The organism is Amycolatopsis sp., assembly GCF_035546795.1.
GTDB lineage: Bacteria > Actinomycetota > Actinomycetes > Mycobacteriales > Pseudonocardiaceae > Amycolatopsis_E.
This window is the reverse complement of record NZ_DASZWC010000019.1, coordinates 178,282-200,450: the sequence shown is the minus strand read 5'-3', so window position 1 is coordinate 200,450 and position 22,169 is coordinate 178,282. Positions and strand designations below refer to the sequence as shown.

The window sequence follows — 22,169 nt, the reverse complement described above, 5'->3', positions numbered from 1 at the left end:
GTGAAGACGAAAGCCGCTGTCCTGCACGATCCGCACAAGCCCTTCGAGATCGAGGAGCTCGAGCTCGACGGCCCGCGCGAGGGCGAAGTGCTCATCAAATACACCGCCGCCGGACTGTGCCATTCCGATCTGCACCTGATCGACAACGACCTGGTGCCCCGGTTTCCGATCGTCGGCGGGCACGAGGGCGCCGGCATCATCGAGGAGGTCGGCCCGGGCGTCACCAAGGTCAAGCCCGGTGACCACGTGGTGTGCAGTTTCATCCCCAACTGCGGGACCTGCCGCTACTGCGCCACCGGCCGCTCGAACCTGTGCGACATGGGCGCCACGATCCTCGACGGGCACATGCCGGACGGCAGTTTCCGCTTCCACCGCGGCGGCACCGACTACGGAGCCATGTGCATGCTCGGCACGTTCGCCGAGCGGGCCACCATTTCGCAGCATTCGCTGGTGAAGGTGGACGACTGGCTCCCGCTGGAGACAGCCGTGCTCGTCGGCTGCGGAGTGCCGACCGGCTGGGGCACCGCGAACTACTCGGGCGGGGTCAAGGCCGGGGACACCGTGGTCGTCTACGGCATCGGCGGGATCGGGATCAACGCCGTGCAGGGCGCCGCGCACGCCGGCGCGCTGAACGTGGTCGTGGTGGACCCGGTGGCGTTCAAGCGGGAGACGGCGCTGAAGCTGGGTGCCACCCACGCGTTCGCCTCCGCCGACGAGGCGCTGGCCAAGATCGCCGAGCTGACCTGGGGCCAGATGGCCGACCAGGCGCTGATCACGGTCGGCACCGTCGACGAGGACGTGGTCACACAGGCCTTCAACGCGGTCGGCAAGGGCGGCACGGTGGTCATCACCGGGCTGGCCAACCCGGAGAAGCTGACCGTGCACGTCTCCGGCGGCGTGATGACGTTGTTCGAGAAGACGATCAAGGGCTCGCTGTTCGGCTCGGCGAACCCGCAGTACGACATCGTGCGCATCCTGCGGCTTTACCAGGCCGGCGCGATCAAGCTCGACGAGCTGGTCACCCGCCGCTACACCCTCGACCAGGTCAACGAGGGCTACCAGGACCTCCGCGACGGTAAGAACATCCGCGGCGTGCTGATGCACAGCGTGAACTGACCGCCCCGGTCCCCGGGCGCCCCCACGGCCCGAGCGTTTGTACAACGTTCAGCTGTGGGGGCGTCACAGTTTTGTGGCAGTTCTCTGTCGTCTCGTCACAGAGATCGGGGCAATCGGCTACCCAGCGTTGACCGCAATCCGCCATCCTTCCTAATCTTCGCGAGAAATTCCCTCTCGCCTGGAAGGACCGTGATGGTCGATCAGCGCCGATCGCCAGCCGGGGCCGAGGGCCTGCAGCGCCGCCGGTTCCTCGGTTACCTGCTGGCCGCCCCCACCCTCGCCGTCGCAGCCCGCCTCGGGGCCGACACCCTCGACCCGCCCGCGGCCTCGGCCGCGATCCCGTCCCCGCCCGAGCCCTCCGATCTCCTCGACCTCGGCGACGCGCTGACCCTCGCCGCGCTGCCCACTTCGGGCCTGATCGCCATCCAGGTGAACCGCGACGACACCGTGTCCTTCGCGGTGCCGCGCGCCGAAGTCGGCCAGGGGATCACCACCACCGTCGCGATGCTGATCGCCGAGGAAATGGACGTGCCGCTGGACAAGCTGCGCGTGACGCTCGCCGACGCCCGCCCGGAACTGATGTTCAACCAGCTCACCGGTGGTTCGAACTCGGTGCGCGCGCTGTACAACCCGGTCCGCGCGGCGGCCGCGATCGCGCGGGCCCGGCTGCTGTCCACGGCCGCGAGCCAGTGGGGCGTGCCGGTGTCCACCCTGACCGTCCAAAATGGAGTGATCAGCGGCTCGGGCCGCAGCGCCACGTTCGGCTCCCTCGCCGAAGCCGCCGCGAGCGGCCGCACCGAACAGGTGTCCGCGCAGCCCAAGGACGCGGCGAAGTTCAAGCTCGTCGGCACCCCGCAGACCCGGATCGACGCGCACGACGCGGTCACCGGCAAGAAGCAGTTCACGATGGACCTGCAGATCCCGAACGCGCTGCCGGCCATGGTGTGCCGCCCGCCGACGATCGGCGGCACCGTGAAATCCGTCGCGAACCTGGCCGCGGTCAAGGCGATGCCCGGGATCACCGACGTCGCCGTGATCTCCAGCGGCGTCGCCGTGCGCGGGAAGACGATCACCCATTGCATTGACGCCGTGCGCGCGTTGCAGGTGAACTGGGGCCCGGGCACGGTGGACGGCGAGTCCGACCAGACCGTGCTGGACAAGCTGAAGGCGGCCACCCTGCCGCTGGCCGTGCCGCCGGTGCTGACCAGCTCCATCGAGGCGGATTTCGTGTTCGCCTTCGCCAGCAACAGTGCGCTGGAGACCAACTGCGCGGTCGCCGACGTGCGGCCGGACAGCGCGGAGATCTGGTCCGGGCTGAAGTCGCCGATCACCACCCAGGAACAGATCGCGACGATGCTCGGCCTGCCGGTGACCGCGGTGAAGGTGCACGTCATGCAGGGCGGCGGCTCCTTCGGCCGCAAGCTGTTCGGCGACGCGGCGATGGAGGCCGCGGAGTTCTCGAAGAAGATCGGCAAGCCGGTCAAGCTGATGTGGCACCGCACCGACGACTTCCGGCACGGCCGCGCGCACCCGATGTCGCTGTCCCGGGTACGGGTCAACTACGCGCTGGGCAACGTGGTCAGCTACGAGCAACGGCACACCAGCGCCAGCACCGACTTCGGGCACGGGCTCGGCGAACTGCTCACCGCGGTCGCGGCGAAGCTCCCGGTCGGCGGCCTCGGGTTCTCGGAGACGGTCTTCGAGCTGTCCCAGTCGATGCCGTACAACTTCGGGGTCACCACGCAGCTGCTCAACGAGGTGCCGCTGAAGTTCAACACCGGCAGTATGCGCAACGTCTACTCGCCCAACGTGGTGTGCGCCCGCGAGCTGATCGTCGACCAGCTGGCCGCGAAGATGGGCCAGGACCCGCTGGCGTTCCGGCGTTCCTTCTTCAAGGACGACCGGTTCCGGGCGGTGCTGGACAAGGTCGCGCAGGCCGGTCAGTGGGGCAGGCAGCTGCCGGCCGGCATGGCGCAGGGCATCGGGTTCCACGCCGAGTACAAGAGCTGCAGCGCGGTGCTGGTGGAGATCGACTGCCGGCCGGAGACCGTCAACCGCAAGGTGCGCGACGGGGTCACCGGGCCGCGGGTCACCAAGGCGATCATGGCCGTGGACGCCGGGCTGCCGATCAACCCGCGCGGCCTGGAAGCGCAGATGATGGGCTGCATCAACGACGGGATCGGGCTCGCGCTCACCGCAAGTCTGCACATCGACAAGGGCCTGCCGCTGGAAGGCAGCTGGGACAACTTCTTCTACACGCGGCAGTGGAACACCCCGCCCGAGGTGGAGATCCACGTGATGCCGGCCAACGGCGAGCCCGGTGGCGCGGGTGAGCTCGGTGTCGCCAGCTCGTTCGCCGCGGTGGCCTGCGCCTACGCCAGGGCGGTGGGGAAGATGCCGACCAGCTTCCCGATCAACCACGGCACGCTCGGCTTCGAGCCACTGCCGCGCGTTCCGTCCATTCCGGACTCGCCCACCGACGGTCTTTCCTACGTCTCCTAAGGATTCCCGTGTCCCAACACAGTTTCGTGCTCAACGGCAAGCAGGTCACCGTCGACACCGAGGACAACGTGCGCCTGCTGTGGGTGCTGCGTGACCTGCTCGGGGTCACCGGCCCGAAGTACGGCTGCGGGCTCAACGTCTGCAAGGCGTGCACTTCGCACATCAACGGCAAGGCGTTCAACCCGTGCTCGGTGCCGGTGTCCGACATCAAGGCGACCGACGAGGTCACCACCATCGAAGGGCTCTCCGACGGCGAAACCCTGCACCCGATGCAGGAGGCGTGGCTGGAACACGACGTCGCGCAGTGCGGCTACTGTCAGCCGGGGCAGATCATGGCCGCGGTGGCCAAGGTGAAGGCCGCCAAGGCCGAAGGCCGCGAACTCGGCGATTCGGACTTCGACGAGATTCGCAACATCTGCCGGTGCGGCACCTACTTCCGCATCCGCGAGGCGATCAAGAGCGCGGAGTCGAAGATGTAACCGCGGATTCGGTGAAAGGTCCCGCATCTCTCCGCAGATGCGGGACCTTTTGCTGTCGCCGTGCCGACTGGGGTTCAATGACGCTCCGGTGCCTCGACGATGAGGTCCGCGCACTGACAGGTGGGGAAACGGCGATGCGGTACACGGGAGCCGAACCCGCCGTGGCCGAACTCGCGGCCGCGGCGTGGCCGGGGCTGGCGCAGCTGGCCCGGCGCACGTTCAACCGGATCGTGGCCGAGATGGCGGTTTACCGCGAGGAACAGTTCGTGTCCCATGAGGACCTGCACGTGTCCTGCCTGGAGAATCTGGACTTCCTGCTGCGCGCACTCTCCGAACCGGACAGTCCGGACCTGTCGAGAGCGGCCGAGACCGGGCACCAGCGGGCCCGTCAGGGCGCGCCGCTGCCGGAGCTGCTGCGCGCCTTCCGGATCGGGTTCATCGAGGTGTGGCAACGGTTCGTGGAACTGACCGGCCGGGACCAGCCGGCACTGGTGGCCGCCACCACCGCGATCTGGGCGCTGATGGACGACTACACCGAGGCGCTCACCATCGCCTACCGCGATTCGGTCGCCGAACTGCTGCGTTCCCGCTACGAGAAGCGGCTGGCGCTGGTCGAGGCGCTGTTCGCCGGTGGCATCTCGACCGAGGCCACCCTGTGGGACATCGCCCGGCTGCTGGAGATGTCGTTGGACGGGACTTTCCTGGTGGTGGCGGCGGAAACCCCGGGCTTGGGCCAGGAAGCCTTACCGGGCATCGAAAACACGCTGCGCGAACGGCATCTCGCCTCGGCCTGGCGGCTCACCCCGGACCTGCAGATGGGCGTGGTGTCGGTGCAGGCACCGGGCGCGACGGACCTGATCATGGTGCTGCTCAAGGAAAACGTGGCAGGCCGGATCGGGGTGAGCCCCGAGTTCACCGGGCTGGGCAACACCGCCCGCGCCCTGCACCTGGCGCGGGTCGCGCTCGCCGGGCTGGTGCCGGGGCAGTCGGGGATCGCGCAGTTCGCCGAGTCGCCGCTGGCCGGGTTGGTGGCCAGTGACCCGGCGGCCTCCGTGCAGCTCGCGCACCAGGTGCTGGATCCGTTGCTGGCCTTGGACGACCGGGACGTGCTGCTGCTGACGCTGCGCGCCTGGTTCGACTGCCAGGGTTCGACGAAGCTGGTGGCCGAGCAGATCTTCTGCCACCCGAACACGGTCCGGCACCGGCTCAAGCGGATCACCGACCAGCTCGACCGCTCGCTCAGCAACCCGGCGGACGTCGCGGAACTCGGCACGGCGTTGCGCGCCCTCACCATGTTCCCCGACGCCGCCGCGCTGTGACCCTAGTCCTCCAGCTTCTTCCCCGTGGTCCGCTCGAACGCCTCGGCGCCACCGCGGTCGAGCGCCGCCTTCACCACGCCGAAGATGGCGCCCTGCAGCGCGGCGGCCAGCAGTACTTCCCGGATCCGGTGCTCGGTCGCGGTGGCCTTCGGCGCCTCGTCGTCACCGGAGATGGCCTGCCAGGACTTCTTGAACACGGCTCCCGCGAGCACCCCGCCGAGGGCGCTGATCACGAGGCTGAGCGGCTTGTAGAGGAGTTTCATGTTCCCCGGGTACCCAGGTTCGGCCGATTGGCACCGGTCGATTGTGCGTATCCGGACGAGGCGGTACCTTAGCGCGATGTTGCGCCGGGGGTCTCCGGCCGGATTCGATTGCGGGATTCATTGTGGTCACGGGAAAAGTCGTCCGCTTCGACGAGATTCGCGGGTATGGGTTCGTGGCGCCGGAGGGCGGCGGTGAAGACGTTTTCGTGCACGTCAACGACCTCGATGTGGACAAACGGCTGATCGCGCCCGGCACGATCGTCGAGTTCACTGTGGAGGATGGCGAGCGCGGGCCCAAGGCGTCCAATGTGCGCATCGTGCGCGGCGGGCGGTCCGGCGAGCCCGCCGACTACCCGGCCTCCGGCCTGGAGTTCCGCGAGGAGCTGACCGAGGCGCTGCTCGCCGGCGTGCCCACGCTGACGGCCGAGCAACTGCTGCGCGTACGCCGCACGGTGCTCGACCTCGCGGCCGACCACGGCTGGCTCGAGGGCTGAGTCGGCTTTCGGTGGTGCCGGGCTGGGGCGCGTGACGGTTGAGTCGGCCTTCGGCGGTGTCGGGCTGGGGCGCGTGACGGTTGAGTCGGCTGTCGGCGGTGTCGGCCACGGCTGGCTTGTCGGTTGAGTCGGCCTTCGGTGGTGCCGGGCCGGGGCGCGTGGCGGTTGAGTCGGCTTTCGGTGGTGCCGGGCTGGGGCGCGTGACGGCTGAGTCGGCTTTCGGCGGTGTCGGGCTGGGGCGCATGACGGCTGAGTCGGCCTTCGGCGGTGCCGGGCCGGGGCGCACGGATATCCGGCTATCGGCGCGCGGGGCCTGACGATCTTCCGGCTATGATCTGGCTCCCTGGGATTGTCCAGCAGCGTGGCACCCGTGTTGATTGCGCTTTTGCACAGGAGCCGTACACGCATGTCCACGAAGCCGGATCCACTCTCCGCGCTGCCCTCGGGCCAGCGTGCCGACCAAGTCGGCATGTACCACTGGGATGTCCGGACCGGGACCTGGTCCTGGTCGTCGGAGATCTACTCCATGTACGGCTACCGGCCGGGTTCGGTCTCACCGTCGACGGAGTTGCTGGCCAAACACGGGCATCCCGGCGACCGGCCGCGGCTCACCGATGTGTTCGAGCGGGCCCGGCGCACCGGCGAGCCGTTCAGCTGCCAGCTGCGCATCGCCGCCGCCGACGAGGTCACCCGTGCCGTGGTGGTGGTCGGTGACGTCGACCAGGACGAGGCAGGCACCACCAAGATCCACGGTTACTACGTCGATCTGACCAGCGCCCGGCTGCGCGAGGCCGAGCAGCTCTCGGAGCTGGCCGGGGAGGCCGCCGGGCTGCAGCGGGCGATGGCGTCGCGGGCCGGCATCGAGCAGGCCAAAGGGATGATCATGCTCGGCTACGGCTGCGACTCGGCGGCCGCGTTCGAGATGTTGATCACCGCGTCGCAGCGGGGCAATGTCAAACTCCGGGAGCTGGCCGACCGGCTGGTCGCGGCGGTGCAGAACCCGGCCGTGCAGCCGGACCGCACCCGCGAGTACCTGGAATCGGTGCTGGCGCGGCTCGCGAAACCAAAGGAGGACGTGTAGCTCCCTCGCGTCGAGGTACCCCGGTCGGGAGACGACGAAGGGAGTGACGCAGAAGATGAGCACCATCACCGAGACGGTCGACGTGGCTGTCCCCGTGCGCACCGCTTACAACCAGTGGACGCAGTTCGAGTCCTTCCCGAGTTTCATGGAGGGCGTGCAGGAGATCCGCCAGCTCGACGCCACGCATCTGCACTGGGTGACCAGGATAGGTGGCGTGCAACGGGAGTTCGACGCGACGATCACCGAGCAGCACCCCGACGAGCGGGTCGCATGGCGCTCGGAAAACGGGCCCGACCACGGTGGCGTGATCACCTTCCACCGCCTCGGCGAGGGCACCACGCGGGTGACCGCGCAGATGGACATCGACCCCGAGGGTTTCGCCGAGAACGCCGCCGACAAGCTGGGCGTGCTCGACCGCCGGGTCAGCGGCGATCTCAAGCGCTTCAAGGAGTTCATCGAGCACCACGGCCGGGAGAGCGGCGCCTGGCGGGGTGAAGTCGAACGGCCGCCGGGCTGATCGTGGCCACGCGAGGGGACGCCTCCGGGTTCGTGCCGGACAGTACCGATCCGGCGCGGCTGCGGGAGGCGTCCCGTTCCTGCAAGGGGTGCGGGCTCTACCGGGACGCGACGCAGACGGTGTTCGGCGCCGGCCCGGCGGGAGCCCGCATCGTGTTGCTCGGGGAACAGCCCGGGGACAAGGAAGACCGCGAGGGCGAGCCGTTCGTGGGCCCGGCAGGCAGACTGCTCGACCGCGCGCTCGTCGAAGCGGGCATCGACCGCGACGAGGTGTACGTGACCAACGCGGTCAAGCATTTCAAGTTCACCCGTGCCGCGAACGGAAAACAGCGCATCCACAAGAAACCGTCGCGTGTCGAGGTGGTCGCCTGCCGGCCATGGCTGCTGGCCGAGTTCGGGGCGCTGCACCCGGAATTGGTGGTACTGCTGGGCGCGACGGCGGCACAGGCACTGCTGGGCCCGTCGTTCAAGGTCACTCAGCACCGGGGCGAACTGCTGCCCGCACCCGAAGAACTCGACGGGCATCCCGGGCAGGTGCTGCCCACGGTGCATCCGTCGTCCGTATTGCGCGCGCCGGACCGCGACAGTGCCTACGCCGACTTGGTGGCGGACCTGCGCGCGGTGCCTTCGCGCTAAGCTGGCCGTGGGCCGTGACTGGCGTTCGGGTGGGACACCACCGGGGAGCGGTCCGCTACTGGAGCCGCGCGCCTGGGTGAGCCGACGAGTTCGAGGAGCGCCCCAGTGGCCCTGATGTCCGGTACAGACCTTGCCGCCGAAATAGTCGCCGACGCCGCACGGCGCGCAGCCGGGTTCGAAACTCGCGCAGGCCGTAAACCGTGCCTTGCCACCGTGCTCGTCGGCGAGGACCCGGCCTCGGTGACGTACGTGCGGATGAAGCAGAACCGTTGCCGCAAGGCGGGAATCGACTCGCGGCACGTCCCGTTGCCCGCCACCACCACGACGGCCGGGCTGGTCGAGGTGATCGAAAACCTCTCCGCCGATCCGGGTGTGGACGGAATCCTGTTGCAGCACCCCGTGCCCGAAGGCATCGACGAGCGGGCGGCGTTCGAGGCGATCGCGCCCGGCAAGGACGTCGACGGGGTGACGATGAGTTCCTTCGCCGCGATGTCGTTCGGGCTGCCGGGTTTCGTGTCCTGTACTCCGGGCGGGATCATGCGGCTGCTGGACGCCTACGACGTGGGGATCGAAGGCAAGCACGCGGTGGTGATCGGCCGCAGCCCGATCCTCGGCAAGCCGGTGGCGGCGTTGTTGCTGGCCCGGAACGCCACGGTGACGGTGTGTCATTCCCGAACCACGGACCTGCCTTCGATCGTGCGGTCGGCCGACCTCGTGATCGCCGCGGTCGGGCGGCCGGAGTTCGTGCGTGGCTCCTGGCTCAAACCCGGCGCCGTCGTGATCGACGCGGGCTACAACCCTGGCAACGTCGGGGATGTGGCCTTCGAGGAGGCGTCCGGCCCGGCGGGCCTGATCACCCCGGTGCCCGGCGGGGTCGGGCCGACCACCATCGCCGTGCTGCTGGCACAGACGGTCGACGCCGCCGAGTCCACAATAGACTGACGGTTCCCGGAGGCAGGGCTACTATGAAGGGACGATGACGACGGACGGCACCACGGTGGACAGCGGGCTCGGGCCGCGCGAGCGGATCCTGACCGCGAGTTACCAGCTGTTCGCCCGGCGTGGCGTCCGGGACGTCGGGATCGACGAGGTCATCGCCCGCTCCGGGGTCGCCAAGGCCACCCTGTACCGGCATTTCCCGTCGAAGGACGAGCTGGTCCTGGCCTTCCTCGACCGGCGGGAACAGCTGTGGACCCTCGGCTTCGTCGAGACGCGGGCGCGGCAGCGCGGCGCCACGGCCCAGGAGCACCTGCTGGGCATTTTCGACGTCTTCGACGAATGGTTCCGCCGTCCGGAGGAGTTCGACGCCTGCTCGTTCATCAACGTGCTGCTGGAGATGGGCGCGGCGCATCCGCTGGGCCAGGCGTGCATCGGCTATCTGAGCAACATCCGGAAGATCGTGCGGACGCTGGCCGAGGAAGCCGGGCTGAGCGAGCCGGGCGAGTTCGCGCGGTCGTGGCACATTCTGATGAAGGGTTCCATCGTCTCCGCGGCGGAAGGCGATGCCGACGCCGCCCTCCGGGCCAAGGCGATGGCCCGTGACCTCATCGCCCGGTACACCCCTTGAAAGGGAGTCGGATGTCGGAGAAACCTCGGGTGCGAGTCGAACAGGGGCCGAAGCGGGTCCGGGTGCTTTTCGGCGGGCAGTTCATCGCCGACACGACGCGGCCGCTGCTGGTCTGGGAAGTTCCGTACTACCCGGCCTACTACGTGCCCCGCGCGGATGTCGCGGACGTGCTGGTCGAGACGAGTGAGACCAGGCATTCGCCGAGCCGCGGCGACGCGGTCCTGTCCACGGTGAAGGTCGGCGACCGCGAGGCCCCGGGTGCGGCGGCCGAGTACCGCGGGTCGCCGGTGGAAGCCCTGCGTGAGCACGTGCGCTTCGACTTCGAGGCGATGGACGGCTGGTTCGAGGAGGACGAGGAGATCTTCGTCCACCCGCGCGACCCGTACAAACGCATCGACATCCTGTCGAGCTCGCGGCATGTGCGGGTCGAGATCGACGGTGTCACGGTCGCGGAATCGAGCAGCCCGCGGCTGTTGTTCGAGACGAGCCTGCCCACCCGGTACTACCTGCCGAAGACGGACGTGCGGCTGGATCTGGTCGAACCGAGCGAGACCATCACCCGCTGCCCGTACAAGGGCGACGCGCGGTACTACTCGGTGCGCGCCGGCGAGCGCCTGCACGAGGACATCGCCTGGTACTACCGCTCACCGGTGCCGGAAAGCCAGAAGGTGCAGGGCCTGGTCTGCTTCTACAACGAAAAGGTGGACATCTTCGTCGACGGCGTGCGGCAGGAGCGGCCGAAAACCCCGTTCAGCTGACGCCTTACCCTCGGGGTATGTCCGACGATCGCCTGTACTTCCGCCAGCTGCTCTCCGGCCGTGACTTCGCCGTCGGCGACCCGATCGCCACCCAGATGGTCAACTTCGCCTACCTGATCGGCGACCGGGAGACGAGGGAGGCAGTGCTCGTCGACCCCGCGTATGCCGTCGGCGAACTGCTGGACGTCCTCGCTGCCGACGACATGCGGCTCACCGGTGTGCTCGCCACCCACCACCATCCCGATCACGTGGGCGGCAGCATGATGGGTTTCACCCTGCCCGGCCTCGCGGAGCTGCTCGCGCGCGAACCCGTGCCGGTGCACGTGAACCGCGCCGAGAGCGAGTGGGTGCGGCAGACCACCGGCCTGTCCGCCACCGACCTCACCGCACACGACCACGACGACGTCATCCAGGTCGGCGAGATCCCGATCCGCCTGCTGCACACCCCCGGGCACACGCCGGGCAGCCAGTGCTTTCTGCTGGACGACCGGATCATCGCGGGGGACACCCTGTTCCTGGAAGGCTGTGGCCGCACGGATTTCCCGGGCGGTGACGCCGAGGCGATGTACCACAGCCTGCGGGCGCTGGCGGAGTTGCCGGGGGATCCGGTCGTGTTCCCCGGGCATCAGTATTCGGCCGAGCCGTCGGCCGCGTTGTCTTCGGTGCGGGAGAGCAACTTCGTCTACCGGCCACGGAATCTGGACGAGTGGCGGATGATGTTCGGCTGAGGACACCCGTAGCCGGTCCGTACCGGAGCGGTCGAACGGCATGTCAGCGGTGTTCCGGGTGCGGGGGAAAGGTCAGCGGCCTTGCGTAAGATCGCCAGGCTGTGGACAACTCGATAACCATGAACGTCGTCCTTTTCCAGGTGAACGGCAGGGATGACGACCTGCGCCAGGCAGCGGCTCCGGCCAAGGCCCAGGACGCCGTCCGGCAGGCGTGGCGGCAGGTGCGGGAAGAGCATGGCATTCAGGCCGCCGACGTGACCGGGATCGCCAGCATCTGGCAGCCCTCGCGGATGGACCGGGTCTTCCTGGCCGGGACGTTCCCGGGCGTCGAGTGCACCCATCAGTTCGAGCGTCCCGAGGGAAACGACTGGACCGAGGCCTTCGCGTTCGCGGAAAAGGCCATGGCCGGTGCCGTGCTGGAACGCAGCGCCGAGACGTATCTCAAGGCCGAAGCCGACGGCGAATGGCTGCCCATCCTGCACACCTACGACGGCCCGTTGAAGCTCTACTTCTCCCTGCCGCTGGTGGACGACCGGATGCACCTCGGATTCGCCAAGACGACGATCTCGCCCGAAGGCAGGATCCAGATGTCCCATCTGCTGCGGGGCAGGGTCGCGGAGATGAGCGAGGACGAACTCCAGGCAGTGGGCGGCGAAGCGATCGACAACCTCACCCGCGGACTCGCCTTCAAGGCTTTCGCGGATGACGAGAAGGGGCTTCTGATCGAACTCGAACGCGGCGACAACAACCTGTGCGCCGGGTCTGCGATCGTGCTGGACGACTTCCATGAGCAGGTTTCCGCCCACGTGGGCGAGGAGAAGGTGATGGTGGGGCTGATCAGCCCGGACCACCTCTACGCCGCCGGCGCGAGTTCGGGCTGGGCCCAGGAGATCAAGGACTGGGTGCGCACCTCGCCCGACACGAGCGGGGACCTGGTGCCGACCGCCCTGCTGATCAGCGGCCAGGGCAGCCGGGAAATCATCGCCGAGCGTCCGACCGGACGGGCGCCCGCCACCAGGTAAGCCGTTTCTAGAGCCAATCCGCCGCGACCCGGGCCGCCAGCCGGGTCAGCAGTTCCGCCGTGTCCGTCATACAGCGCGTCACGTCCGGCTCGATGTCCGTCAACCCGTAAGCCGCCGCGAAACCGTTCTCCCGCAACACTTCCGGTGGCAAGGTGGTGTGCCCGGCCATCGCCACGACGGGAATTCCCGTTGCCTGTGCGGCGATCCCGGCGGGCCCCTTGCCGTGCAGGGTCTGTTCGTCGAAGGAGCCCTCGCCGGTGATCACGAGATCCGCGCCGGCGAGCTTCTCCGCGAACCCCGTCATCTCCAGCACCACCTCGATCCCGGCCCGGAACTTCGCGCCGAGGATCGCCAGGCACGCGTAACCCGTGCCGCCCGCCGCACCGGCGCCGGGCGCGGCCAGGAAAGCCGGATCGACCAGTTCCGCGAAATGCCGCAAGGCCGAATCCAGCAGCGCCACATCCTCCGGCGACGCGCCCTTCTGCGGACCGTAGATCGCGGCCGCGCCGTGCTTGCCGAGCAGGGGATTGTCCACGTCGCTGGCCACCACGAACTCCGCGCCGCGCAGGTCCAGGCCGCTCAGATCGACCTGGTCCAGGTCCAGAAGTGCTTGTCCGCCAAGGGGAATCTCCGCGCCTTCGGCGTTGAGCAGCCGGGCGCCGAGAGCACGCACCATGCCCGCGCCACCGTCGGTGCTCGCGCTGCCGCCCAGGCCGATCACGATTTTCCGGCAACCGTCCGCGAGCGCCCGGGCGATCAGCTCACCGACACCGAACGTGCTCGACGTCAACGGTGCCACGACCCCGCCCGGCAACCGGCTCAAGCCGGAAACCGACGCGAGCTCGACCACCGCCGTGCCGTCCAGCCGCGCGTAGCCCGTATCGACGGGCTCACCCGTCGGCCCGGTCGCGCGCGCGGGCACGAACTCGTAACCCGCCGCCAGCGCCGCCGCCACCGTCCCATCGCCACCGTCGGCGATCGGGCATTCCAGCGTCTGCACCCCGGGCACGGCCCGCCGCAGCCCGGCGGCGATCGCGTCCGCGACCTGCTTCGCCGGCAGCGAGCCCTTGAACTTGTCCGGAGCGATGACGACCCTAGGCATGAGCAGGCAGCCTACTGATCCTGCGCGATACCGTCCCGCATCTCCGCGATGAGCGAAGCGACGACGGCCTTCAGGCTCCCGTTGTACTGTCGCGCCACCGCCCGCTGACGCTGATAGCTCGCCCCGTACTTGAGGATCGTCTCCACCCCGCGCAGCTGCTCGACACAGTCCAGCCGGCGAGCGACCGGCTCCAGCCGCTCCAGCAGATCCGCCAGATCCTCGGTGACCAGCCCTTCGTCCCCCGCCGCGTTCAGGATGATGATCGCGTCCAGTCCGTACCGGGCGGCGCGCCACTTGTTCTCCTGCACGTGCCACGGCGGCAGCGACGGCAGCCTCTCGCCGTTGTCCAGCCGCTCGCTGAAATCGTCCACCAGGCACTGGGTGAGCGCGGCGATCGCGCCGACCTCCTCCAGCGTGGGCAGCCCGTCGCACACCCGCATCTCGATCGTGCCGAAATGCGGGGCGGGCCGGATGTCCCAGCGGATCTCGGAAAAATGGTCGATCACGCCTGTCTTGAACATGTCGTCCACATAGCCCTCCAGCTCCGACCACTCGCGGAACTGGAACGGCAGCCCGGCGGTGGGCAGCTGCTGGAACATCAGCGCCCGGTTCGACGCGTAGCCGGTGTCCTCGGCGCCCCAGTACGGCGAGGACGCGGACAGCGCCTGCAGGTGCGGCGCGTACTTGAGCAGCGCGTCGAGCACCGGCAGCACCTTGTCCCGGTGGTCGAGCCCGACGTGCACGTGCACCCCGTAGATCAGCATCTGCCTGCCCCACCACTGGGTGCGGTCGATCAGCTTCGCGTACCGGGCCTTGTCGGTGACCTTTTGCTGGTACCAGGACGAAAACGGGTGCGTGCCCGCGCAGAACAGCTCCACCCCGAGCGGGTCCGCGACGGCGTGCACCTCGTCGAGCGAAGCGGCCAGATCCGCGGTGACCTCACCGACGGTGTCGCACACCCCGGTGATGATCTCGATGGTGTTGAGCAGCAGCTCCTGCTTGATCTTGGGATGCTCGCCGAGCCCGTCCGGGCGCACCGCCTCGAGGATCCGTTCCGCCACCGATCTGAGCTCACCGCTGCGGCGGTCGACCAGCGCCAGCTCCCATTCGGCTCCCACCGTCGACCGGCGTGAGGGCTGGAAGTCCAGGTGCATTCAGACCTGCGCGCCGTTGCTCGGATCGGCGCCGTCGGGCGGGCCCTGCTTCACCCGCAGCAGCAACAACGCGATCGCAGTGGCCAGCGACAGGATGCCGAGCGGGGTGCCCAGCGAGGAGCTGATTCCGATCAGGCCCGGCGCGATCAGCAGGAACAGTCCGATCAGGAAGAACAGCAGCACGATGAACGCGCCCTTGCCGGGACGGGGCAGCGGCGGCGGCTCCGGCGGCTCGTAGTGCTCGTTGTCGTCGGCCACGTCTTCGCCAAGGAGCGTGTCCTCCCAGCCGGGGCCGCCGGTGCGCCAGGACGTCTCGGGCTCGGGCGCCGGTGGCGGGGGTGATGGCGGCTTCTCCGGACGCGGCTCACCCTCGGCGGACTGCTCAAGCGATTCGTCGGCGAAAACCCCGACCCCTTCGGCCCGCAGATCCGCGACGATCGCGGCGAACGTGGCGTCCACGTCGTCGGGATCAGTGCCGTGCGCGCTCATCGGGACCCCACCTGCTCTGCTACGAACTCACCACTGCGCCGGAAGATCAGCGGTGCGTCATTGTCCAGCGTCGCAACGTGGAAACTGTGCTCCAGCAGCACTTCCGCGGTCTCGACGCTGCGTACCCCGTCCAGCACGATACGCGCGTTCACCGGTTCCACGACATGGTCGACCCTCGACCGGAACAACAGCAGCGGCTGAGTCACCTTCGCCAGGTCGGCCCGCACCAAGCGCCACAGCTGCGCGAGGCTCGCCGCGGCGCGCACCGGCGTGCGGTCGTAGGCCAGCTCCTTGGCGTCCGCCTTGGCGATGTCGTTCGAGATCGCGGGCACCGAAGGCAGCACCCGGCCCAGCACGGGCAGCAGCTTCGCGTCCCGGCGCAACGTGGTGACCGAGGGGTTGACCAGCACCAGCCCGGCGATCTGCTCGCCGAACTCCTGCGCCAGCCGCAGGCTCAGCGTGCCGCCCATGGACAGGCCGAACACGAACACCGTCGGGCAGCTCTCCCGCAGGTCGAGCAACTCGGCGCGGACACAGCCGTACCAGTCCTGCCAGGTCGTCCTGTTCAGTTCCGGCCAGCTCGTGCCGTGCCCTGGCAGCCGCGGGCAGCGCACACTGTGGCCCAGCCCGGCGAGGTACTCACCCCAGGGCCGCATACTCTGCGGACTCCCGGTGAACCCGTGGCAAAGCAGCACCCCGGTCTGACCGGTTCCGGTGTGTGTGAAGGGTTCCGCACCGGCGAGTACGGGCATGGTGACCGCCTTTTCCTCGTCCCGACCGTGCCCATGGTCCCACGTGGGCGGTGGATCTCACATGCCTGCTGGTGCTGTGTGGTGCTGGGGATTGCCGGTGCTGGGACATGGGCAAAGCAGCACCCCGGTCTGACCGGTTCCGGTGTGTGTGAAGGGTTCCGCACCGGCGAGTACGGGCATGGTGACCGCCTTTTCCTCGTCCCGACCCTGCCCATGGTCCCACGTGGGCGGTGGATCTCACATGCCTGCCGGTGCTGTGAGATCCCGCGCACCGCCCGAGGGGGCGTTGTGCTCGGCCGGTCACGGTTCGTACCCTGGGGCAGCCGAGCGGTCCGGGCAGGCAGGAGGGCATGTCACAGTGCTGTACCGGTTGCTGAAGTACGTGCTCATCGGTCCGTTGCTCAAGTTGCTGTGGCCGACGAAGGTCACCGGTCGTGAGCATATTCCGGCCGCCGGTGGCGCCATCCTGGCGAGCAACCACCTCGCGGTGGCGGACTCGTTCTTCATGCCCGTGCGGGTTCCCCGGCGGGTCACGTTCCCCGCGAAATCGGAGTATTTCACCGAAAAGGGTGTCAAGGGCCGCCTGAAGAAGTGGTTCTTCACCGGCGTCGGCCAGATCCCGATCGACCGCTCCGGCGGCACCGCCGCGCAGGCCGCGCTCGACACCGCGATCCGGCTGCTGCGCGAGGGCAGCCTCCTCGGCATCTACCCCGAGGGCACCCGCTCCCCGGACGGCAGGCTGCACAAGGGCAAGACCGGCGTCGCGCGGATCGCGCTGGAGGCGGGCGTGCCGGTCGTCCCGGTCGCCATGATCGGCACCGACAAGGTCAACCCGATCGGCTCGAAGATGTGGTGGCCGCGCCGGCTGGAGATCCGCTTCGGCGCCCCGCTGGACTTCTCCCGGTACGAGGGGCTGTCCGGGGACAGGTTCGTCGAGCGGTCGATCACCGACGAGATCATGTACGCCCTGATGGAGCTTTCGGGTCAGGAGTACGTCGACATCTACGCGGCCCGCGCCAAGGAGTTGCTCGCCGCGGAGGCGGCCGGTGTACGCCCGCAGGTCCCGGCCCAGACGTCGGCCACGGACGCCGACCGGGTACCGGAGACGAAGGCCGGATAGCCCAAGCCCTAAGGTGCTTCGGTGCGATTTTTCTACGACACCGAATTCATCGAGGACGGCGTGACGATCGATCTTGTGTCGATCGGTGTCGTGGACGAGCGGGGCCGGGAGTTCTACGCGGTCTCCACGGACTTCGACCCCGCCAAGGCAGGCCAGTGGGTGCGCGACAACGTCCTGCCGAAGCTGCCGTCCCCGGCCGACAAGGCGTGGCGCAGCCGCGAGCAGATCCGCGCCGACCTGCTGGAGTTCTTCGGCAAGCCGCCGGGCGGGATCGAGCTGTGGGCCTGGTACGCCGCCTACGACCATGTGGCGCTGGCACAGCTGTGGGGCGCGATGCCCGCGCTGCCGCGCCAGCTGCCCCGCTTCACCCGCGACCTGCGCCAGCGCTGGGAGGACGCGGGCAAGCCGAAGCTGCCCTCGCCCCCGCGCGACGCGCACGACGCGCTGGCCGACGCCAAGCACAACTTGGAGCGCTGGCACGCCATCGAAGCGGTCCGTCGCTGAGCCGCTGCTTCACCGGACAGCGGCGGCGAGCGTGTCCAGCAGCGCGGCCGTGGTGGGCCAGTCCAGGCAGGCGTCGGTGATCGACTGCCCGTAGGTCAGCTCGGAAGCCTTGCCCAGCACCAAATCCTGGCGCCCCGCTTCGAGGAAGCTCTCCAGCATCACGCCGGTGATGCGCTCGCCCGCGCCGATCCGCCCGGCGATCTCCTCCACCACGACGCCCTGGCGCACGTGGTCCTTGCCGCTGTTGCCGTGCGACGCGTCGATGATGACCCGCTCCGGCAACCCGGCCTTGCGCAGCCGCGCCAGCGTGTCCGCCACCGTTTCCGCGTCGTAGTTCGGCCCGCCGGAGCCGCCGCGCAGGATCACGTGGCAGTCCGGGTTGCCGGAGGTGGTGATCAGCGCCGCGAGCCCGTCGGCGTTGATCCCGGGGAACACGTGGCCGGCCGCCGCGGCCCTGGTCGCGTCCACCGCGACCTGCACGTCGCCGTCGGTGCCGTTCTTGATCCCGACCGGCATCGACAGCGCACTGCACAGCTGCCGGTGCACCTGGCTGGCCGCGGTGCGCGCGCCGATCGAACCCCAGCTGACGATGTCGGCGATGAACTGCGGGGTGATCGGGTCGAGGAACTCGCAGCCCACCGGCAACCCGAGCGCGGAGATGTCCAGCAGCAGTTTGCGCGCCATCCGCAGGCCCTGGTTGACCGCGTAGGACCCGTCCAGCCCTGGGTCGTTGATCAGGCCCTTCCAGCCCAGTGTGGTGCGCGGCTTCTCGAAGTACACGCGCATCACCACATGCAGCTTGTCGCGCAGCTGCTCGGCCTTTTCGGCCAGCCGGATCGCGTAGTCCACGGCGGCTTCCGGGTCGTGCACCGAGCACGGCCCGACCACGACGAGCAGCCGGTCGTCGGTGCCGTCGAGGATGTCGACGGTCGCCGCGCGGCCTTCGGCCACGGTCTTGGCGACGGTGACGTCCATCGGGTGTTCCTGGCGCAGCAGCGAAGGCGGGATCAGCGGGCTGATCCCGGCCGTGCGCTGGTTGTCCAGTGCGGCGGCGGGGGCTGCGGTGATCGACATTGCGGGTGGTCCTTTCCCGACCGGCCCGCGGTCTGCCACCCGAGCCGGTCTTGCATCCGGCTCCAGGGTGGAAGGTTCAGCGCGCGGCGATCTCGCCGGCTGGCCCACCCAGGGCCGGCCCGCTAAACCAGAAATACCGCTGCATGGCGCCGACAGTACCAAAGGCCACCACCCCTTTACCGATCAAGGGTGATCACGGCTACGCTGGCGGGGAGAAGTGTGACCTGAGACAACTTTCGAAAGGGCTGATCCGATGCGAGTGGGCTTGCTGACCGGCGGTGGTGACTGCCCCGGGCTCAACGCGGTGATCCGTGCGGTCGTCCGCAAGGGCATCGAGGTGCACGGCTGGGACGTGGTCGGCTTCCGCAGCGGCTGGCGCGGGCCGATGACGGGGGAGAGCAGGCCGCTCGGGCTCGGTGACGTGGAGGAGATCCTCACCAGGGGCGGCACCATCCTGGGCTCCTCGCGGACCAACCCGTACAACGAGGAGGGCGGCGTCGACAAGATCAAGTCGGTGCTGGCCGAGCAGAAGATCGACGCGCTGATCGCGATCGGCGGCGAGGACACCCTCGGTGTGGCCAAGAAGCTGACCGACGACGGGATCGGTGTCGTCGGCGTGCCCAAGACGATCGACAACGACCTCGCCGCCACCGACTACACCTTCGGTTTCGACACCGCGGTGCACATCGCGACCGAGGCCATCGACCGGCTGCGCACCACCGCCGAGTCGCATTTCCGCGCGCTCGTGGTGGAGGTGATGGGCAGGCACGCGGGCTGGATCGCGTTGCACGCCGGGCTGGCAGGCGGCGCGAACGTGATCCTGGTGCCGGAGCGGCCGTTCTCGGTCGACCAGGTCACCGAATGGGTCGAGCGCCGGTTCGAGCGGATGTACGCGCCGATCATCGTGGTCGCCGAGGGCGCGCTGCCCGAGGGCGGCGCCGAGGTGCTCAAGACCGGCGAGAAGGACGCGTTCGGGCACGTCCGGCTCGGCGGGGTCGGCACCTGGCTCGCCGACGAGATCGCCGTGCGTACCGGCAAGGAATCCCGCGCCGTGGTGCTCGGCCACGTGCAGCGCGGCGGCACGCCCACGGCGTACGACAGGGTGCTGGCCACCCGGTTCGGGCTGCACGCCGTGGACGCGGTGACCGACGGCGACTTCGGCACGATGGTGGCGCTGCGCGGCACGGACATCGTGCGCGTGAAGCTGGCCGAGGCTACCGCCGAGCTCAAGACGGTGCCGGCGGAGCGTTACGAAGAGGCCGAGGTCTTCTTCGGCTGAGCCGCCGGCTGCCACGGTGGGACGGTCCAGTCCCACCGTGGCATCGGCTCGTCGTGGGCCGGGTTCGCGCCGGGGTGCGAGAAGACGACGGCGAGCCTGCTGCCCCACTCGATGTATCCGGCGAAGGCGGCGCGGAACTCCGGATCCGCGGGCAGTTCCGCCTCGTCGGCCGCGTCCATCAGCAGCGAGACCCAGCGCCGCCGCTGCTCCTCGGTGATCGCGCGGCCCAGGTGCCTGCCGATCATGTGCGCGTGCCCGCCGCGCTCGGTGCTGTACTCCGCGGGCCCGCCGAACACCTCGCCCAGCCAGAGGGCCACGTGTGCGGGGTGGTGCGGATCCATGCCGCGGAAGACGGGTTCGAGCAGCTCGTCGGCGAGTACCTTCCGGTAGAACACCTCGAAAAGCCGGTGCAGCGCCGGGGCGCCGCCCGCCCATTCGTACAACGTGGGCACGGTGCTGTCATCGTTCACCAGTCAAGGCAACACCGGGCGCGCGGTGTTGCCAAGTACGCACTTTCCGGTAAGGGGCATCGGCATGGCGCGGGTCTACTACTGCCCGGTGGAGCTGACCATCGACGTGATCGGCGGCCGGTGGAAGCCGGTGATCCTGGCGCACCTCAAGGAAGGCGTGCACCGGTACGGGCAGCTGCGCGCGCACCTGCCCGCCATCAGCGAGAAGATGCTCACCCAGCAGCTGCGGGAGCTGGAGGCCGACGGCCTGGTCTCGCGCCATGCGTTCGACGAGAACCCGCCCCGGGTGGAGTACCGGCTGACCGCGCAGGGCAAGTCGCTCGGTCCCGCGCTGCAGCTGCTCTACGAATGGGGCGAGCAGCGCGCGGCGGCCACCGGCGTCGAGTTCGCGGACCTACCTTCGTAGGGAAAGTGGACTAGACCATTGAACAGGTGGTCTAGTCCAAATAGAGTGCCTTTGTCCCCCTCCTTAACCGGATCCGGGAGGAAAGCATGTCCATCCGCCGGAAACTGCTGGGCGCCGCGGGAGTTTTCGCGGCCATGCTGATGACACTCTCGTACGCGCCACCCGCTTCGTCGGCCCCCGTCGGCAAGGTGCTGGGCTACTTCACCGAATGGGGCGTCTACGACCGCGACTACCAGGTCAAGAACGTCGAGACGAGCGGCTCGGCGGGAAAACTGACAGATCTCAACTACGCGTTCGGCAACGTGACGAACGGCCAGTGCGCGATCGGCGATTCGTACGCCGCCTATGACAAGTACTACGACGCCGCGAGCAGCGTGGACGGTGTGTCCGACACCTGGGACGCCGGCGCGCTGCGTGGCAACTTCGGCCAGCTCAAGCGGCTCAAGGCGATGCACCCCGGGCTCAAGGTGATCTACTCGTTCGGCGGCTGGACGTGGTCGTCGGGGTTCACCCAGGCCGCGCGGAACCCGGCCGCGTTCGCCGACTCCTGCTACAACCTGCTGCACGATCCACGCTGGAACGGCGTGTTCGACGGCATCGACATCGACTGGGAGTATCCCAACGCTTGCGGGCTTTCCTGTGACACCAGTGGATCCGCCGCGTTCGCCAGCCTGATGTCGGCACTGCGGTCGCGGTTCGGTGGCGAGCTCGTCACCGCGGCGATCACCGCCGACGGCACGTCGGGCGGCAAGATCGACGCGGCCGACTACGGCGGCGCTTCGCAGTACGTCGACTGGTACAACGTGATGACCTACGACTACTTCGGTGCGTGGGCCACCAGCGGGCCGACGGCTCCGCACTCTCCACTGAACTCCTACAGCGGGATCCCGACGGCCGGCTTCTACGCCGACGCGGCGGTCCGGAAACTCAGGTCGACGGGTGTCCCGGCGAGCAAGATGTTGCTGGGCATAGGTTTCTACGGCCGCGGCTGGACAGGCGTGACACAGGCGGCGCCGGGTGGCGCGGCGACCGGCGCGGCCCCCGGCAAGTACGAGGCCGGGATCGAGGACTACAAGGTGCTCCAGCCCCGTTGTCCCGCAACGGGAACGGTCGCGGGCACCGCGTACGCCTACTGCGGGAACGAGTGGTGGAGCTATGACACGCCGAGCACCATCGCCGGCAAGATGGGCTATGCCCGGACACAAGGCCTCGGCGGCGCGTTCGCCTGGGAACTGTCCGGGGACACCGCTGACGGCCAGTTGATCACCGCGATGAACGGCTGAGCGCGAGAAAAGCCGGTTTCCCCTGACGCAAGGGAAACCGGCTTTTCTCAGCGCC

The 22,169-nt window shown here is 68.9% G+C and carries 25 protein-coding genes and 1 riboswitch; of the genes, 18 read left to right on the top strand and 7 right to left on the bottom strand.

Annotation, left to right across the window (positions count from 1 at the left end; genetic code table 11):
• The 4 genes from VHD82_RS13225 to VHD82_RS13210 all read left to right on the top strand — a co-directional run bounded on the left by VHD82_RS13225 (position 1) and on the right by VHD82_RS13210 (position 5,416).
• Complete coding sequence (locus tag VHD82_RS13225; protein WP_325701936.1) at positions 1-1,116, top strand: NDMA-dependent alcohol dehydrogenase; 1,116 nt, start codon at positions 1-3, stop codon at positions 1,114-1,116.
• Positions 1,117-1,308: 192 nt separating this feature from the next.
• The gene (locus VHD82_RS13220) at positions 1,309-3,618 is read left to right on the top strand and encodes a molybdopterin cofactor-binding domain-containing protein (protein ID WP_325701933.1); all 2,310 of its coding nucleotides are present in this window, start codon (positions 1,309-1,311) and stop codon (positions 3,616-3,618) included.
• 8 nt (positions 3,619-3,626) lie between these two features.
• Complete coding sequence (locus tag VHD82_RS13215) at positions 3,627-4,097, top strand: (2Fe-2S)-binding protein (protein WP_325701930.1); 471 nt, start codon at positions 3,627-3,629, stop codon at positions 4,095-4,097.
• A gap of 134 nt (positions 4,098-4,231) precedes the next feature.
• Positions 4,232-5,416, top strand: coding sequence for a helix-turn-helix domain-containing protein (locus VHD82_RS13210; RefSeq protein WP_325701927.1), 1,185 nt, complete (start codon positions 4,232-4,234; stop codon positions 5,414-5,416).
• Positions 5,417-5,418: 2 nt separating this feature from the next.
• Here the strand turns inward: VHD82_RS13210 and VHD82_RS13205 are convergent, their stop codons facing one another.
• Entirely contained in the window at positions 5,419-5,679 is a 261-nt protein-coding gene (locus VHD82_RS13205) for a DUF4235 domain-containing protein (RefSeq protein ID WP_325701924.1), read from the bottom strand.
• A 122-nt stretch (positions 5,680-5,801) separates the two neighbouring features.
• Here VHD82_RS13205 and VHD82_RS13200 point away from each other — a divergent pair, with 122 nt between their 5' ends.
• The 9 genes from VHD82_RS13200 to VHD82_RS13160 all read left to right on the top strand — a co-directional run bounded on the left by VHD82_RS13200 (position 5,802) and on the right by VHD82_RS13160 (position 12,481).
• Positions 5,802-6,173 carry a cold shock domain-containing protein gene (locus VHD82_RS13200; RefSeq protein ID WP_325701921.1) on the top strand — a complete coding sequence of 124 codons (372 nt, stop codon included), beginning with the start codon at positions 5,802-5,804 and terminating at the stop codon, positions 6,171-6,173.
• Between the two features lie 406 nt (positions 6,174-6,579).
• Complete coding sequence (locus tag VHD82_RS13195; protein ID WP_325701918.1) at positions 6,580-7,254, top strand: PAS and ANTAR domain-containing protein; 675 nt, start codon at positions 6,580-6,582, stop codon at positions 7,252-7,254.
• Between the two features lie 55 nt (positions 7,255-7,309).
• Positions 7,310-7,771 carry an SRPBCC family protein gene (locus VHD82_RS13190; RefSeq protein ID WP_325701915.1) on the top strand — a complete coding sequence of 154 codons (462 nt, stop codon included), beginning with the start codon at positions 7,310-7,312 and terminating at the stop codon, positions 7,769-7,771.
• Between the two features lie 2 nt (positions 7,772-7,773).
• Positions 7,774-8,406 carry a UdgX family uracil-DNA binding protein gene (locus VHD82_RS13185; RefSeq protein ID WP_414637501.1) on the top strand — a complete coding sequence of 211 codons (633 nt, stop codon included), beginning with the start codon at positions 7,774-7,776 and terminating at the stop codon, positions 8,404-8,406.
• A 4-nt stretch (positions 8,407-8,410) separates the two neighbouring features.
• Positions 8,411-8,491: riboswitch (ZMP/ZTP riboswitch) on the top strand.
• Between the two features lie 29 nt (positions 8,492-8,520).
• Positions 8,521-9,348 carry a bifunctional 5,10-methylenetetrahydrofolate dehydrogenase/5,10-methenyltetrahydrofolate cyclohydrolase gene (locus tag VHD82_RS13180; protein WP_325701913.1) on the top strand — a complete coding sequence of 276 codons (828 nt, stop codon included), beginning with the start codon at positions 8,521-8,523 and terminating at the stop codon, positions 9,346-9,348.
• Between the two features lie 34 nt (positions 9,349-9,382).
• Positions 9,383-9,973 (top strand): TetR/AcrR family transcriptional regulator, encoded by a 591-nt coding sequence (locus VHD82_RS13175; RefSeq protein ID WP_325701910.1) that lies wholly within the window; start codon positions 9,383-9,385, stop codon positions 9,971-9,973.
• Positions 9,974-9,984: 11 nt separating this feature from the next.
• Entirely contained in the window at positions 9,985-10,731 is a 747-nt protein-coding gene (locus VHD82_RS13170) for a DUF427 domain-containing protein (protein ID WP_325701907.1), read from the top strand.
• A 17-nt stretch (positions 10,732-10,748) separates the two neighbouring features.
• Entirely contained in the window at positions 10,749-11,459 is a 711-nt protein-coding gene (locus tag VHD82_RS13165) for an MBL fold metallo-hydrolase (protein ID WP_325701904.1), read from the top strand.
• Positions 11,460-11,578: 119 nt separating this feature from the next.
• The gene (locus tag VHD82_RS13160) at positions 11,579-12,481 is read left to right on the top strand and encodes a hypothetical protein (protein ID WP_325701902.1); all 903 of its coding nucleotides are present in this window, start codon (positions 11,579-11,581) and stop codon (positions 12,479-12,481) included.
• A 7-nt stretch (positions 12,482-12,488) separates the two neighbouring features.
• On the opposite strand, the gene VHD82_RS13155 is transcribed toward VHD82_RS13160, so the two are convergent.
• The 4 genes from VHD82_RS13155 to VHD82_RS13140 are packed head-to-tail and all read right to left on the bottom strand — an operon-like array spanning position 12,489 to position 15,978.
• Positions 12,489-13,583 carry a glycerate kinase gene (locus VHD82_RS13155; RefSeq protein ID WP_325701899.1) on the bottom strand — a complete coding sequence of 365 codons (1,095 nt, stop codon included), beginning with the start codon at positions 13,581-13,583 and terminating at the stop codon, positions 12,489-12,491.
• Between the two features lie 11 nt (positions 13,584-13,594).
• A complete protein-coding gene (locus VHD82_RS13150) occupies positions 13,595-14,737 on the bottom strand; it encodes a glutamate--cysteine ligase (RefSeq protein ID WP_325701896.1) in 1,143 nt (380 codons plus the stop codon).
• Positions 14,738-15,226 (bottom strand): hypothetical protein, encoded by a 489-nt coding sequence (locus tag VHD82_RS13145; RefSeq protein ID WP_325701893.1) that lies wholly within the window; start codon positions 15,224-15,226, stop codon positions 14,738-14,740.
• Complete coding sequence (locus tag VHD82_RS13140; protein ID WP_325701890.1) at positions 15,223-15,978, bottom strand: alpha/beta hydrolase; 756 nt, start codon at positions 15,976-15,978, stop codon at positions 15,223-15,225. The genes VHD82_RS13145 and VHD82_RS13140 overlap by 4 nt, the downstream gene beginning before the upstream one ends.
• Positions 15,979-16,336: 358 nt before the next feature.
• On the opposite strand from VHD82_RS13140, the gene VHD82_RS13135 reads away from it, so the two are divergent.
• On the top strand, positions 16,337-17,098 hold the full coding sequence (locus tag VHD82_RS13135; RefSeq protein WP_325701887.1) for a lysophospholipid acyltransferase family protein: 762 nt from the start codon (positions 16,337-16,339) through the stop codon (positions 17,096-17,098).
• A 21-nt stretch (positions 17,099-17,119) separates the two neighbouring features.
• Positions 17,120-17,602 carry a polyadenylate-specific 3'-exoribonuclease AS gene (locus VHD82_RS13130; protein ID WP_325701884.1) on the top strand — a complete coding sequence of 161 codons (483 nt, stop codon included), beginning with the start codon at positions 17,120-17,122 and terminating at the stop codon, positions 17,600-17,602.
• A 9-nt stretch (positions 17,603-17,611) separates the two neighbouring features.
• Here VHD82_RS13130 and VHD82_RS13125 read toward each other — a convergent pair whose 3' ends face one another.
• Complete coding sequence (locus VHD82_RS13125; protein WP_325701881.1) at positions 17,612-18,676, bottom strand: 3-deoxy-7-phosphoheptulonate synthase; 1,065 nt, start codon at positions 18,674-18,676, stop codon at positions 17,612-17,614.
• Positions 18,677-18,929: 253 nt separating this feature from the next.
• Here VHD82_RS13125 and VHD82_RS13120 point away from each other — a divergent pair, with 253 nt between their 5' ends.
• Positions 18,930-19,955 carry a 6-phosphofructokinase gene (locus VHD82_RS13120; protein WP_325701878.1) on the top strand — a complete coding sequence of 342 codons (1,026 nt, stop codon included), beginning with the start codon at positions 18,930-18,932 and terminating at the stop codon, positions 19,953-19,955.
• Here the strand turns inward: VHD82_RS13120 and VHD82_RS13115 are convergent.
• Positions 19,925-20,425 carry a group II truncated hemoglobin gene (locus tag VHD82_RS13115; protein WP_325701876.1) on the bottom strand — a complete coding sequence of 167 codons (501 nt, stop codon included), beginning with the start codon at positions 20,423-20,425 and terminating at the stop codon, positions 19,925-19,927. The genes VHD82_RS13120 and VHD82_RS13115 overlap by 31 nt on opposite strands.
• Positions 20,426-20,489: 64 nt before the next feature.
• Between VHD82_RS13115 and VHD82_RS13110 the strand changes: the two genes are divergently transcribed.
• Together VHD82_RS13110 and VHD82_RS13105 are read left to right on the top strand one after the other, a co-directional pair.
• Positions 20,490-20,831, top strand: a complete 342-nt coding sequence (locus VHD82_RS13110; RefSeq protein WP_325701873.1) for a helix-turn-helix domain-containing protein — start codon at positions 20,490-20,492, stop codon at positions 20,829-20,831.
• Positions 20,832-20,917: 86 nt separating this feature from the next.
• Positions 20,918-22,114: a glycoside hydrolase family 18 protein gene (locus VHD82_RS13105; protein WP_414637500.1), complete on the top strand. Its 1,197-nt coding sequence runs from the start codon at positions 20,918-20,920 to the stop codon at positions 22,112-22,114.
• Positions 22,115-22,169: the final 55 nt, after the last annotated feature.

Coding starts and splice junctions, on each gene's coding strand:
- VHD82_RS13220 (WP_325701933.1), top strand. CDS start 1,309: ATGGTCGATCAGCGCCGATCGCCAGCCGGGGCCGAGGGCCTGCAGCGC.
- VHD82_RS13210 (WP_325701927.1), top strand. CDS start 4,232: ATGCGGTACACGGGAGCCGAACCCGCCGTGGCCGAACTCGCGGCCGCG.
- VHD82_RS13205 (WP_325701924.1), bottom strand. CDS start 5,679: ATGAAACTCCTCTACAAGCCGCTCAGCCTCGTGATCAGCGCCCTCGGC.
- VHD82_RS13195 (WP_325701918.1), top strand. CDS start 6,580: ATGTCCACGAAGCCGGATCCACTCTCCGCGCTGCCCTCGGGCCAGCGT.
- VHD82_RS13190 (WP_325701915.1), top strand. CDS start 7,310: ATGAGCACCATCACCGAGACGGTCGACGTGGCTGTCCCCGTGCGCACC.
- VHD82_RS13180 (WP_325701913.1), top strand. CDS start 8,521: ATGTCCGGTACAGACCTTGCCGCCGAAATAGTCGCCGACGCCGCACGG.
- VHD82_RS13175 (WP_325701910.1), top strand. CDS start 9,383: ATGACGACGGACGGCACCACGGTGGACAGCGGGCTCGGGCCGCGCGAG.
- VHD82_RS13170 (WP_325701907.1), top strand. CDS start 9,985: ATGTCGGAGAAACCTCGGGTGCGAGTCGAACAGGGGCCGAAGCGGGTC.
- VHD82_RS13165 (WP_325701904.1), top strand. CDS start 10,749: ATGTCCGACGATCGCCTGTACTTCCGCCAGCTGCTCTCCGGCCGTGAC.
- VHD82_RS13160 (WP_325701902.1), top strand. CDS start 11,579: ATGAACGTCGTCCTTTTCCAGGTGAACGGCAGGGATGACGACCTGCGC.
- VHD82_RS13155 (WP_325701899.1), bottom strand. CDS start 13,583: ATGCCTAGGGTCGTCATCGCTCCGGACAAGTTCAAGGGCTCGCTGCCG.
- VHD82_RS13150 (WP_325701896.1), bottom strand. CDS start 14,737: ATGCACCTGGACTTCCAGCCCTCACGCCGGTCGACGGTGGGAGCCGAA.
- VHD82_RS13145 (WP_325701893.1), bottom strand. CDS start 15,226: ATGAGCGCGCACGGCACTGATCCCGACGACGTGGACGCCACGTTCGCC.
- VHD82_RS13140 (WP_325701890.1), bottom strand. CDS start 15,978: ATGCCCGTACTCGCCGGTGCGGAACCCTTCACACACACCGGAACCGGT.
- VHD82_RS13125 (WP_325701881.1), bottom strand. CDS start 18,676: ATGTCGATCACCGCAGCCCCCGCCGCCGCACTGGACAACCAGCGCACG.
- VHD82_RS13120 (WP_325701878.1), top strand. CDS start 18,930: ATGCGAGTGGGCTTGCTGACCGGCGGTGGTGACTGCCCCGGGCTCAAC.
- VHD82_RS13110 (WP_325701873.1), top strand. CDS start 20,490: ATGGCGCGGGTCTACTACTGCCCGGTGGAGCTGACCATCGACGTGATC.
- VHD82_RS13105 (WP_414637500.1), top strand. CDS start 20,918: ATGTCCATCCGCCGGAAACTGCTGGGCGCCGCGGGAGTTTTCGCGGCC.